Raw genomic sequence first — 12,976 nt, forward strand, 5'->3', positions numbered from 1 at the left:
GGCCGAAAAGGGGGGTCTGGGGGCGCAGCCCCCAGGGACGGGACGGGAAGGGGCGGCGGGGGCGAAAAACCCCCGGTCACAGCCCCGAGCGGTCCAGGGCGCGCAACACCGCCCGTTCCCCCTCCGTCAACGGCGGCTCGGCCGACCGCGGCAACGGCGACCCGGCGACGGCCGCCAGCACCGCCCCCGGCCGGAACATCCGCGTCGGCGCCGCCCGCAGACTCGTGACGTCCCAGATCACCGACGCCGCGGCGTACGACCCCGTCGCCGCCTTCATCATGCGACGCGAGTACGCCGTCGCCACCCGGTCCCCCACCGTCGGCCGCCCACCCCGCACCGCCGGATACCGGACGTCCTGGCTGACGGCCATGGACCACGCCCCGTCCGCGGCCCGCGCCGCCCCCCGCACCACCCGGCGCGCCAGCCCCGGCGCGCCGAGACCGCCGGACGACCGGCCCAGCTCACGGCCGAGCACCCGCGCCCCGAACGCGGCCACCGACATCCCGTGCCCGTACGCCGGGTTGAACGTGGCCAGCGCGTCGCCCAGCACCACGAACCCCTCCGGCCAGCGCGGCAGCTTCTCCAGATACCGCCGCACATTGCTGGTCGACCGGCTCAGATGCACATCGCCGAGCGGCTCCGCCCCGGAGATCAGCCGTCCCACGATCGGATCGGGCAGGTCCAGCGCGTACCGCAGGAACCCCTCCGGGTCGGCCGGCGGCTCACCACCGCGTGACCCGCCGCAGCTCACCAGCCAGCGGCCGCCCTCGATCGGCATGACCATCGCGCTCCGGGCCGGCCGCGACACATACGGATTGGCCTGCACCACCGTCAGCGGGAACCTTTCCGCGCCGTCCGGCACCCGGTAGACCCGGGAGGCGTTGACCAACCCCGAGTCCACGGCCCGCTCCCGCACCCCCGTCAGTCCGAGCCCGCCCAGCCAGCTGACGACTCGTGTGCCGCGCCCGCTCGCGTCGACGACCAGGTCCGCCTCGAGGTCCGTGTCTCCGCCGGGCGTCGCGACGCGCACCCCGCGCACCCGCTCCGCGGAACCCGTCAGCCCGACCGCGGCCACCCTGCGCACCTGCACCGGCGCCTGTTCCCGTACGGCCTCCCGCACCACCCAGTCCACCAGCGCGCGGCTGCACGTCAGCATGGCCGGACCCGCACGCCGCCAGCGCCGCAGCCAGCCGTCGGGTGTGAGGGCGAGCATGCCCGAGCTGAGCGGTATCTCGTGCGCTCCGGCGGCGAGCAGCCGCTTGCGCAGCCCCGCGGCCGGCAGCAGCTCCTCCATGGCGTCCATGCCGCCCGCCATGAGCAGATGCGCGTGCCGCCCCTGCGGCAGCCCCCTGCGGTGCTCGGGCCCCTCGGGCAGCTCGTCCCGGTCCAGCACGATCACCTCGTCCGCCCCCGCGGCGGACAGGACGGCCGCGGCCAGCATGCCGGCGAGACCGGCACCGATGACGACAGCTCTACGCGACATGGGGCTCCTCGGGTTCGGTCCTGGATCCGGTCAGGGAAGACGGCGCCGCACCGCCGGACGCGGCACCCGCGCCGGGCGGCCGGTGCAGCGCCTCGGCCAGCTCCACCAGTCCGCCGGTGCCGGAGACCTCGGTGGCGTGCAGCCGGTACGTGCCGCCCGTCTGGGGCGGTTCCTCGCGGGCGGCGGCCCGCCGCGCCGCGTCGGCGAGCATGGCGGCCTCCGCCGCGAGCCGCGACTCGTGGGGGGAGCGGCCCGCGCGCAGGGCGGAGTCCCGCACCCGCTCGCGGACCCGGTGGTCGAAGTACGGTGCCAGCGCCAGCAGCGCGTCGTGGATCGACACCTCGCGCCACTGCAGCCGCGCCTGCGGCAGCTGCCACCAGTCGGTCGGCGGCTTGGGCGCGGTGGACGCCGACCTCACCAGGGACCACAGCGGGGCCAGCCGCCGGTGGTCGCCCAGCGCCCGCCACTGGGCGACCGCGGACGGCAGCAGATACCCCGCCGAACACAGCAGCGCGGCCAGCGAGGCCATCGGCGGGGCGACCGTGGTGGACAGGAAGTCGAGGTCGTGGCCGGTCCAGACGGCCACGACCGCCGCGTACTTGGACACCTGGAACCCCAGCACGTCCAGCAGCGCGCCCACCAGGATCAGCCGCAGCCCGGTCCGCAGCGGCCCGCCGACCTCGCGCCCCCACTTGAGGCAGACGGCGCACATCACCAGCATCGCCGCGCTGTGCCCGACCAGGTACAGCAGGATCATCTCCCGCATGAACGGCGTGCCGGCGTAGTACGTGTCGAGGTCCGTCAGCCGCTCGGTGTCCGCCTCGGCGAGCACGAACAGCACGACGATCGCCACCACCAGCAGACCGTAGGCGGCGATGGTGCGCAGCACCCTGCGCCGCACCCGCTCACGGGGGCCGCCCCGCCAGTTGATCAGCAGCACCAGCACCGCGCAGCTGTAGGCGGAGAGCATGCCGTAGGTCAGCGGCGCCCCGAAGTTGGGGACGCCGGTGAGCTCGTTGACGGTGGCCAGGGTGGCCGGGGCGGCGCACACGAAGACCAGCGCCCCGAGCACGATCGCCGCGCAGGTGGAGACCGTCAGCGGGTTCCGCATGGCTCTGCGTGGGCGGCGGAACAGCAGGACGGAGGTCATCCCGAAGACGAAGGCCGCCAGATAGACGACGAGGCTCACGTCGGCCAACTCCTCACGTACGAACCCTGGTTCACGCGGTCCCCGCCGTCGTCGTACCGCTCGGCACGGCGGGGGCCGCGGGCACCGGGCCGGTGTCGGCCAGGGTGTCGGCGATCCGGGCGAGCACGGCAGGACCGGGCACCCGGTCGAGGAACCGGCCGCCGGCGCCGGGCGGCGGGGCCGGCCGTTCCGGGTCCGCCTCCTGCCGTACCGCCGCGGTGATCACCGCGGCCCACGCGGCGGCCTCGGACCGCTCCGGGTCGCCCGTCGCCGCCAGCACGTCCTCCCGGGTGCGGTCGTACAGGTCCTGGTCGAAGTAGGCGTCCAGATGGCTCAGCGCGTTGTGGATGCTGGTCTGGCGCCACATCAGCCGCGTGGTGGGGGAGGCGAACCTGGGCCGCGGCAGCCGCAGCGTCCGGCGGGTGAGGAGATCGTCCAGCTCCCGCTCCAGCGGCACGAGCCGGGCGTACGTCCGGCGCGCCCGCCGCCACTCGCCGACCCGGGGCGCCGTCAGCGGCACCAGCACGCCGACGACCGTCAGCAGGGCACCGAGCCCGGCGGCGGCCGGTGAGACGGTGGTGCCCAGCGCCGACCAGTCCCGCCCGGACCAGCGGGCCCCCACCGCCACCAGCTTGGCCACGCTGTAGCCGGCCCCGCACAGCGAACCGGTCCCGAGCAGGACCAGCCCCGTGCGCAGCCCGCCCCGCACCCGGCACGCCCAGCGCAGCGACGACACCGCGGTGACCGTCACGGTGATGAGGTGCGCGAGCAGGTACAACACGATCATCTGGGCGATGTACGGGGTCGTCGCGTAGTACGTGTCCAGATCGGTCCGGCGCTCCACGGGCGCGTCACCGAGGGTGAACGTCGCCGCGATGCCGAGGACGACGGCGGCGTAGGCGAGCATCCAGCGGCGCGCGGTGCGCCGCACCCGGGGCCCGCCCCGCCAGTGGACGATGAGCACCTGCGAGGCGGCGCAGTATCCGGTGATCGCCACATAGGTGACCGGCGCCGCCAGGTTCGGCACCCCGCCGAGCCGGTTGACGGCGCCCACCGTCGGCGGCGCCCCGAGGAAGAAGCACAGCCCGGCGAGGCCCAGCACCGCGCAGATCGCCCGCAGATACGGATCGCGCCGGTGCCGCAGCAGATCGGGCGCCTTCACCAGCAGCCCGAGCCACAGCACCCCGCAGCTCACGTAGTTGATGAGGCCGTTCATCTCTTCGTCCCGCGGTAGTTGAGCGCGGCCCCGATACGGCCGGCGAGGTCCTGCGGGTCCGCGGAACCGGTGCCGCCCTCCGGGGCGTACACCGAGCCGGCGGGGACCTCCAGCCAGGTGCGCAGCCGGCGGCCCATCAGCATGCCGAAGCGGTCGGCCTCCTGCTCCTCCGCCAGGCTGAAGTCGGTGCGTGCGGCGACGGGCAGGGGCCGGCCGGTGCTTCCCGTGTCCGGCTCCCGGCGGCTCATGTGCCAGACCTCGTGGCAGAAGATGACGATCTGGTGCCACACGGCGGCCCGCTCGTCCACCACCACGTCGTCGTGGCCCTCGCGCTCCAGCCACAGCCCGCTGGCGGTGTGCGGCGGGAACGCCGCCCGGTGGACGAGCACCTCACGTCCCCGCCAGGCGCTGACGGAGTCGACGAGCGCTTCGAACAGCACCTCGGGATCCGCGGGCACGTCCACCCGGATGGGGTCGATGAGGGCGTCAGCGAGACGACGCATCTCCTTCCTGGTACGCACCGCTGTCTCCCTGTTCCCCTGGGCGTCGCTCGGTCACCTGTGCAATATGCCAAGGCGGGGGCCCTCCCGGCCAGTTGCACGTGCCGCACGGTCACTCCGTGACCGCCACGGTGTCCCCGGGTGCCACCGCGCGGGCGCGGACCTCCCGGATCACGTCGGGGTGGCGCAGGGCGCGTGAGACGGCCCCGATCTCGTGGAGCAGCTCCGTGGTGTCGGGGTCGTGGCCGCCGGCACCGTCGCCGTCGCGCGTCGTGGTCCCGACCGCGTCGAGGATCACGACGGCGGCCGCGAGCGCCCTCGCCCGCTGCGGCGAGAAGCCCAGGCCCAGGGCGGCGGCGTACGACCGCTCGCGCAGCCGCTCGTCGGTGCGCCGGGCCAGCGGCAGCAGCACGTCGCGGATGAACGTCTCCCGCCGGGTCAGGCGCAGTTCGGGGCCGGCGCGCAGCACGAACGGCAGGCCGGAGCCGTGCACGGTCCGCATCAGCAGGTACAGGGGCCGCAGCCGCCGGTGGGCGCGGCGGATCCGCCAGCGCTCGTGCAGGTACTGCCCGGCGTGCGGCAGGATGAAGCCGACCGCGATCGACACGGCCGACAGACACGCCAGTGCCGGCGCCACGTCGAGACTGAGCCGGTCCAGGTCGTTCCCGGTCCAGCGGGCCACGACCGCGGTGAGCTTGGCGGCGTCGAAAGCGAGGTTGAGCGCGTAACCGATGCCCAGGAACTTCAGACCCCAGCGCAGCCAGGCGTCGAGCCCGTCGGTGCGGATCCAGTTCCAGATCAGCTTCGAGGTGATGAGGCCGGCGACGGTGTGCGCCAGGAGGTACAGCAGGATCTCCTCGCGCATGAACGGCGTCGTGGCGTAGTAGGTGTCCAGGTCCCGGGTCCGCTCCACGGGCACGTCCGCGAGGGCGAACAGCACCCACAGCAGGACGATCACACTCCCGTAGGCGTAGATCACCCGGCGGGTGGCCCGGCGGGTGGCGGCCGAGCGCTCGGACGGGCCGTCGCGCCAGGCGATGATCAGCACCAGACAGGACCCGCAGAACGCGGTGAGGAGTGAGTACACCCAGGGTGCCGAGATGTTGGGCACGCCGGTGACGCGGTTCACCCAGACGATCGTCGAGGGCGCGACGAACACGAACACCGCGCAGGCGAGCAGCAGCAGACCGCCGACCGCGCGCAGCAGGGGGTCGTTCCAGAGCCTGATGATCGTCGGCAGTTTGATGGCCAGGGCGGCGGCCAGCACGACGGCCGGGATCCACCAGAAGGACGTGTAGAGCTCGCTGAGGAGTGAGGCCGGGCCCATGGCCGCGTCCGCCGACCCCATCGCGCCCTCCGTTCTCATCGGCCGCCGTACTCAAGGCCGTTCGAGCCTACGCGGATGGATGTGTCCGCGTCATGCGAGAACGTGGACGAGAGCGAGGTCCCGGCCGGGTTCCCGCCCGGCCCATTGACGCGCCCGCGCATCCCCCTTACGGTCCCGTTCGCAGTTACGAGCGTCATTCGAAGTATCGAACAGTGGGTCTGAGCAACCCCGAAAGGACCACATTGCGCACCGCCCGATTCACCCTGGACCCCGCCTTCACCGTGGGTGAAGTGAACCCCCGCCTCTTCGGATCGTTCGTGGAACACCTGGGCCGCTGCGTGTACACCGGCGTCTTCGAGCCGGGCCACCCCGCCGCGGACGCGGACGGCCTGCGCACCGACGTCCTCGACCTCGTCAGGGAACTCGGCGTCACCGCCGTCCGCTACCCCGGCGGCAACTTCGTCTCCGGCTACAAGTGGGAGGACTCCGTCGGCCCCGTGGAGGACCGGCCCCGCCGCCTCGACCTCGCCTGGCGCTCCACGGAGACCAACCGCTTCGGCCTCTCCGAGTACATCGCGTTCCTCAGGAAGCTCGGCCCGCACACGGAACCCATGATGGCCGTCAACCTCGGCACCCGGGGTGTCGCCGAGGCCCTGGAGCTCCAGGAGTACGCCAACCACCCCTCCGGCACGGCCCTTTCGGACCTGCGCGCCGAACACGGCGACAAGGACCCCTTCGGCATCCGGCTCTGGTGCCTCGGCAACGAGATGGACGGCCCCTGGCAGACCGGCCACAAGACCGCCGAGGAGTACGGCCGTCTGGCCGCCGAGACCGCCCGCGCCATGCGCCAGTTCGACCCCGGGGTGGAACTCGTCGCCTGTGGCTCCTCCGGCCAGTCCATGGAGACCTTCGCCGAGTGGGAGGCGACGGTCCTCAAGGAGACCTACGACCTCGTCGACCACATCTCCCTGCACGCCTACTACGAGCCGCTCGACGGCGACGTGGACTCCTTCCTGGCCTCCGCCGTGGACATGGAGTCCTTCATCGAGAACGTGGTCGCCACCTGCGACCACGTCGGCGCCCGCCTCAAGTCGAAGAAGAGGATCGGTCTCTCCTTCGACGAGTGGAACGTCTGGTACATGTCCCGGACCGAGGCCCAGGTCGGCGCCCTGGACTGGCCGGAGGCCCCCCGCATCCTCGAGGACAGCTACAGCGTCACCGACGCCGTCGTCCTCGGTTCGCTGCTCATCGCGCTGCTCCGGCACGCCGACCGCGTGACCGTCGCCTGCCTCGCCCAGCTCGTCAACGTGATCGCCCCGATCATGACCGAGCCCGGCGGCCCGGCGTGGCGGCAGACGACCTTCTTCCCGTTCGCCCAGGCGTCGAGGTACGGCCGCGGCGAGGTCCTCGACGTCCGGGTGGACTCACCGACGTACGAGACGAAGAAGTACGGGGAGGCCGACCTGCTGCACGCCACCGCCGTACGCGCCGAGGACGGCACGGTCACCGTCTTCGCCGTGAACCGCGACCGCACCGGTCCGCTGCCCCTGGAGGTGACGGTGGGCGGCCTCGAAGTGACCTCCGTCGTCGAGCACAGCGTCCTCTCCGACGCCGACCCCGACGCCCGCAACACCCTCGCCGAGCCCGGGCGGGTGGTCCCGCACACGGCCGGGGGCACCACCCTGGACGGCGGCCGCCTCACCGCCGTACTGGAGCCGCTGTCCTGGAACGTGATCCGGCTGGCGTGATCCGGCCGGCACGGGGCCGCACCGGCGGTGGACTCACTTCCCCGGTGATTCCACCGCCCGCACCGGGACCCCGCCCCGTGCCACGCCGAGCAGCGTCAGCCGGACGTCGCCCGGCCCCGAGAGCGTGGTCCTGTCGGACAGCACGGCCAGGGCCAGTGTGTTGGTCCCCCGGGTGCGCAGGATCCCGTTCGGCAGGACGAAGGTGCGCCGCGGACCCGCCTCACTGACGTACTGGCCCATGTTCCAGCCGTTGAGGAAGACCTGGACGCGGTAGGCGCGCCCGGGGTCGTCGTCGAGCGTCAGCCCGACCGACGCGTCGAGGTCCGGATCGACGTCGAGGCGGAACGTGGTCCGGTACCAGGCCACGCCCTGCCGCCGCTCCGCGCGCGGGAAGTCCACGGCGCGCCAGTCCCGGTCGTCGTGCCCCGGCAGATGCCAGCCGTGCCGCTCGCCGTGCAGCCCGCCGCTGTTGAGCGGTCCGCGCACCCGGTCCGGCGCCACCGCCCCCTGGATCCGCCACTCCACCTCGCGCGATCCGCCCCCGAGGCCGAGGGCCGTGAGCCCGCGCGCGGCCTTGTGCGGGTCCCGCGCCGCCTCGTCCCCGTCGTGCTGCATGGGCCGTACGAGCACGGACAGCACATGCCGCCCCTCCGTGCGCAGCCCTTCCGGGACGTCGAGGACGGCCGTGGCCGTCCAGGTGCCCCGTGCCGCCGTGTCCTCGTCCGGCGCCGGCATGCGGTGGGCCCCCAGGGGCCGCCCGTCCAGCCAGGCCATCAGCAGCCCGTGCGTCCCGGTGCGGTAGGACAGCGACACCGAGGTGATGCCGCGCGTGTCCGTCAGCCGCCCCCGGTACCAGACGTCGCCGTAGTGGAAGCCGTAGTCGTCCGCGAACAGGACGGGGCCGTCCTCGGGCGCGGGCGTGGTGCTGTGGGACGACGTGCGGTCGGCCACCGCCCACGCCGAGTCGTCGAAGTCCGGTTCGGACTCCGGGCTGCCGCCCCGCCGCCGCCAGCCGCCCAGCTCGGGCAGCGTGACCGTGGGCGCGTCCGGCATCATCCCCTGCATCACCAGGCTCCCGGCCCGGCCGAGGTACGTGGGCACCGGCTGCCCGTTCCAGGTCACGGAGGTGATCCCGCGCGGCGCCCACACCTCCACGCCGGTCTCGATCACGACGTCGCCGGTCAGGTGGACGGTGGAGCCGCGCAGGGCGGCCGAGCGCAGCATCGCCGGGCCGTAGACCAGCAGGGAGCCGGACGGGGTCTCGTACGGCCACAGGCGCAGCGCGGTCGCGTCGTCGGCGAACAGCAGGACCAGGGGGACGTCGGAGTCCCCGCCCTGGACGAGGACCCTGCTCAGCCCGCCCACGCCGAGCGGCGCGACGACGTTCAGCCGGCCCCGGTCGTAGGACCACGCGGGTTCGGTGTCCGCGCGCAGGACCTCCGGCTGGGTGTCGCAGTCCAGCGCGAGCTGTGCCTTCTCACCGCTGCGGCCGGTGAACACGGCGACGTCCATCCGTCCGGCGGCCATGCTCAGCAGGGGCTGCGCGGTGGTGTACGCGAGCTTCCGCCGGCCCAGCCGCAGCCCGGAGACGAGCAGCTTGGCGTCGTGCGGGGCCACGGTGACCGGCACCTCGACTCCGGTGTCCGGCAGCATCGAGCGGACCTGCTCGTCGGAGTCGTTGCGCACGACGTACACCTGGGCGCCGGTGTCGGGGTTGGCCAGCCGGCGGACCGTCAGCCGCCCGTCCGCCGCCCGCTTCTCGCCGACCGGATCCAGCCGGGCGAGGTCGGGCACGGTCCGCACCAGATGCCCGAACTGCTGGAGCGGGGCCATGTCCGGGGTGGGCCTGCGGCCCTCGTCGATCGGCGCCCCGGAACCGTGTGGGGCGGGGAGGCCCGACCCGGGCAGCCAGCCCCACGACGTCCCGGCGAACACCGTACGGACGCTGTGCGCGGTGATCCCCCGGGCGAGGTCGGTGAGGTGACCGCTCCGCTCGTGTCCGGCGTCCCAGCGGAAACCCGGAGTCCGCGGACCGCCCGCGTGGACGCCGAACCGCCCGTCACCGTGGAACACCGGTACGTCGATGCGGTCGGCGCGCACCTTGGCGTACAGGCGGGCCAGGTGGGCGCGCCGGGCCGGATGGTCGGCGGGGATCCCGCTGTCGTCCTCGAGCCGGTACAGCAGCACCGTGCCGCCGCCCGCGGTGAACAGGTGCCGCACGGCGATGGAGTTGACGGCGGTCAGCCAGGCGTCGGCATGCCGCAGATACTCCGGGTCGTCGGTCCGCGCGGTGCCGTCGACGGCCGTCAGCCACCCGGGGAGACCTCCGGCGTCCACATCGGCGCCGATGTACGGACCCGGGCGCAGGATGACGTACAGCCGCTCCTCGGCGGCCGTGTCGAGGAACAGGTTCAGATCCCGCACCCCGGTGAAGTCGTGCCTGCCGGGCGCGGGGGAGTGGACGTTCCAGGGCACGGGGACGCTCACCGCGTTGTGCCCGTGGGCGCGCAGCTTCTGCAGGACGTCCCGCCACAGGGAGGGGCTGGGCAGCCGGTAGGGGTGCATCTCGGCGGACCAGAGCACCAGCCGCCGGCCGTCCACCAGCAGCGAGTACCCGTCGGAGCCGACCCGGTGCCGCCTTCCGTCCGCGCGCGGCGGAGGGGGCGGCGGGCCGGTCGGCACGCCGCGCGGTCCGTGCGTGCCGGTCGCCGCCCCGCCGCTGCCGGCCAGCGCGAGACCGAGCGCCGCCGTGCCGGCCAGGGCGGTGAAGGTACGCCTGCTGAGCTCCAAGGGAGCGCCTCCTGTTGTGGTGCCACACGCCGTGCTGGTGGGTCATTGTCTACGAAAGAGAACCCCGTCGTTCACAGGACGGTCCCGGTACGTCCCTTGTGTCCCGTCGGGTCATGGCGGAAGTGAATGGCCGGAGTTCGCTCTGTCCGGGGGTCGCGGCGCTCCATACGATGCGAGCGCTCCCGGCCTTCACCGCACCTCCATGCCTCCTTCACGAAGCCGGGAGCTCATGCGCCTGCGCTATTGGCATGTGCATGACGCTTCAACCATCACCCCCCACGGAAGGACGGAGAACCATGGCTGGTGGCCTGCTCATGGGCGCCGCGGTCGCAGCGCTCCTCACCGCCGCGTTACCCGCGCACAACCCGTCGACCGGCTTCGACGACCCGCCGCCGGACAAGATCGTCATCAAGGTCGCCACAGTGAACGGATCCGGATGCCCCCAGGGCACGGCGGCCGTCGCCGTCTCGGCCGACAACACCGCGTTCACCGTGACCTACAGCGACTATCTCGCCCAGGCCGGCGGCAACTCCGACCCCACGGCGTTCCGCAAGAACTGCCAGCTCAGCCTGCTCGTCCACGTGCCCCACGGCTTCACCTACGCCATCGCCAGCGCGGACTACCGGGGCTTCGCCTCGCTCCAGCCGGGCGCGAGGGGTACGCAGAGAGCGTCGTACTACTTCCAGGGCTCCCCGAACACGGAGTACCGCTCGCACCCGTTCGCGGGCCCGTACGACGACAACTGGCAGGCCACGGACGAGACCGACTGGGCCCAGCTGGTCTACGCACCCTGCGGGGTCCAGCGCAACTTCAACATCAACACCGAGCTGCGGGTGAGCGCCGGGACCTCGTCCGACGAGGTCAGCTTCATGACGATGGACTCCACGGACGGAGACATCAGCACGGTGTACCACCTCGCCTGGAAGGAGTGCCCGGACGACTGACCCGTCCCTGAGGAGCGGGCGGGCCCGACGCGGGGAGCGCAGGCCCGCCCGCTTCCACTCCGACTCCCGACAACCCTGGCCCAGGGCGTAGTCGGGGCCTCACAATCCATCGCGCAGAGCCGCGCGCGGCGGTCTGTGCCGCAGGCATCGGGGGTGTCCGCATGAGTGCCGGTTCATTGCCGCGGGAGTACCGGATCGGCCGGGGGAGGACCACCGGCATCGTGGTCGCCGTGTCCCTCGCCTGCGTACCCGGGGTGCTCGCCCTCCTGCTCACCGACGACTTCTCCGCCGCGGTGAAGTGGTCGGTCCTCCTCCCCCTGCTCGCGCTCTTCGCCTGGCTCGTCACCGCCTCCACCCGCGCCCGTACCACCGCGGACCTCAAGGGCATCCGCATCCGCGGCTTCCTCGGCACCCGGCGGCTGTCCTGGCCGGAGATCCAGGACATCCGGGTCGAGATCAACCCCGGCGCGGTGCTCCAGGAGAACGCGGCACAGCCGAACTTCGTCTCCTACGCCTACCGGGCCGACGGCAAGCGGCTGCAGCTGATGTACCTGGACGACGCGACCGTGAACCTGGAGCGCGAGGTCGCCGTGCTGCGCGCCGCCTGGGAGGAACTGCGCGGCGAGGACTGGACGCAGTCGGTGGACATCGCCCGCCGCATCGAACGGGGCGAAGCCCGGCGGCTGGCCGCCATGGCCGGGCTCGCCTGGGCGATGCTGTCCTTCCTCCCGCTGGTCGCGCTCATGCTGCTGCCCCTCTTCACGGACCTCCCCGACGCCCTGGACACCTCGTGGTGGCCCTTCCTCGTCATGGGCGTCGGCCTTCCCGCGGCGTTCGCCCTCGGGATGACGCTGTCCTACCGGAAGCACCTGCGCCTCCTGGCCGGGGAGGACTGACCTCCATGGGAGGAGCGTCCCGCCGCTGCCGCCCCGTCAGGCGCCGGGCGCGGGTCTCGCGGCGGAGGCGGCCGCGACGGCTGGCCGCAGCGGGTCGCGGACCGGACGGGCCAGGAGGTCCGCGAGATCCGGGCCGGAGCTCTCCAGGAAGCCGTGCCGGATGCCGGTGGCGATCGAGGCGAGCATCGGCGGCTGGAACGGCAGCAGGCCCGGTACGTCGCCCAGGAGCCTGTCCCGGTACTCGCCCAGACCGATGGTGCGGTGCGGGACACCCACCCGCTCGGCCACCTGCCCCGCCGTGATCGGCGTGCCGACGAGGTCGAGCACGCGCCCGTCGTACGGTGCGGGATCCGCCGCGACGATCGCCGCGGCCTCGGCGAGATCCGCTCGCGCGACCGCGGCCAGGGCGCCGTCGCCGAAGGCGGACTCCAGGGCGTCGCCCGCGCGGGCCCACATCAGAAGACCCCCGAACAGTTCGGCGTAGAGGCCGTTGCGCAGGATCGTCCACCGCAGTCCGCTCGCCCGCACGAGGCGTTCGGTCGCGCGGTGGGCGAGTGCGAAGGCGAGGTGGTCGCCCGCACCGGTGAGACTCGTGTAGACGACATGACCGACGCCGTCGCGGACCGCCGCCTCCACGACCGCCGCGTGCCGCCCGACGACCCGGTCGTCCTCGGCGTACCCGGCGGAGACCAGCACCAGCGTGGAGACACCGGCGAGATCCAGGCTCCCCGGGTCGTCGAAGTCCACGCGCCGCATTCCCCCGTCAGGGGTGCGGCTGCCCCCCGTCGCGGCGCGGCCGCGAGCGCGGAGCGCCGCGAGAGTGGCCGAGCCGAGATGCCCGTTCGCTCCGGTCACCACAATCATGTCGGTCGCAGTCCTCCGT

Annotated in this window: 10 protein-coding genes; 3 read left to right on the forward strand and 7 right to left on the reverse strand. The window is 73.3% G+C overall.

Translation table 11 applies throughout. From position 1 onward, the window contains the following. Positions 1-76: 76 nt before the first annotated feature. The 5 genes from ACZ44S_RS01260 to ACZ44S_RS01280 form a co-directional block, all read right to left on the reverse strand. Positions 77-1,483: an FAD-dependent monooxygenase gene (locus ACZ44S_RS01260; protein WP_466922985.1), complete on the reverse strand. Its 1,407-nt coding sequence runs from the start codon at positions 1,481-1,483 to the stop codon at positions 77-79. Continuing rightward, on the reverse strand, positions 1,473-2,672 hold the full coding sequence (locus ACZ44S_RS01265) for an MAB_1171c family putative transporter (protein ID WP_466922988.1): 1,200 nt from the start codon (positions 2,670-2,672) through the stop codon (positions 1,473-1,475). Before ACZ44S_RS01265 ends, ACZ44S_RS01260 begins: the two co-directional genes overlap by 11 nt. Before the next feature lie 31 nt (positions 2,673-2,703). Further along, positions 2,704-3,888 (reverse strand): MAB_1171c family putative transporter, encoded by a 1,185-nt coding sequence (locus tag ACZ44S_RS01270; protein WP_466922991.1) that lies wholly within the window; start codon positions 3,886-3,888, stop codon positions 2,704-2,706. Then, positions 3,885-4,409: a toxin gene (locus tag ACZ44S_RS01275; RefSeq protein ID WP_466922994.1), complete on the reverse strand. Its 525-nt coding sequence runs from the start codon at positions 4,407-4,409 to the stop codon at positions 3,885-3,887. Before ACZ44S_RS01275 ends, ACZ44S_RS01270 begins: the two co-directional genes overlap by 4 nt. Positions 4,410-4,500: 91 nt before the next feature. Next, positions 4,501-5,736, reverse strand: a complete 1,236-nt coding sequence (locus ACZ44S_RS01280) for an MAB_1171c family putative transporter (protein WP_466922997.1) — start codon at positions 5,734-5,736, stop codon at positions 4,501-4,503. Between the two features lie 221 nt (positions 5,737-5,957). Here ACZ44S_RS01280 and arfA point away from each other — a divergent pair, with 221 nt between their 5' ends. Continuing rightward, positions 5,958-7,463, forward strand: a complete 1,506-nt coding sequence (gene arfA, locus ACZ44S_RS01285) for an arabinosylfuranosidase ArfA (protein WP_466923000.1) — start codon at positions 5,958-5,960, stop codon at positions 7,461-7,463. Positions 7,464-7,496: 33 nt separating this feature from the next. On the opposite strand, the gene ACZ44S_RS01290 is transcribed toward arfA, so the two are convergent. Continuing rightward, positions 7,497-10,253: a glycoside hydrolase family 35 protein gene (locus ACZ44S_RS01290; RefSeq protein ID WP_466923003.1), complete on the reverse strand. Its 2,757-nt coding sequence runs from the start codon at positions 10,251-10,253 to the stop codon at positions 7,497-7,499. Positions 10,254-10,549: 296 nt separating this feature from the next. Here ACZ44S_RS01290 and ACZ44S_RS01295 point away from each other — a divergent pair, with 296 nt between their 5' ends. Together ACZ44S_RS01295 and ACZ44S_RS01300 are read left to right on the forward strand one after the other, a co-directional pair. Beyond that, on the forward strand, positions 10,550-11,197 hold the full coding sequence (locus tag ACZ44S_RS01295) for a DUF4360 domain-containing protein (protein ID WP_466923005.1): 648 nt from the start codon (positions 10,550-10,552) through the stop codon (positions 11,195-11,197). A gap of 161 nt (positions 11,198-11,358) precedes the next feature. After that, the gene (locus tag ACZ44S_RS01300; protein WP_466923008.1) at positions 11,359-12,093 is read left to right on the forward strand and encodes a PH domain-containing protein; all 735 of its coding nucleotides are present in this window, start codon (positions 11,359-11,361) and stop codon (positions 12,091-12,093) included. A gap of 36 nt (positions 12,094-12,129) precedes the next feature. Here the strand turns inward: ACZ44S_RS01300 and ACZ44S_RS01305 are convergent, their stop codons facing one another. Beyond that, complete coding sequence (locus ACZ44S_RS01305; RefSeq protein ID WP_466923011.1) at positions 12,130-12,957, reverse strand: NAD(P)H-binding protein; 828 nt, start codon at positions 12,955-12,957, stop codon at positions 12,130-12,132. Positions 12,958-12,976: the final 19 nt, after the last annotated feature.

This window comes from Streptomyces malachitofuscus (genome assembly GCF_055571035.1).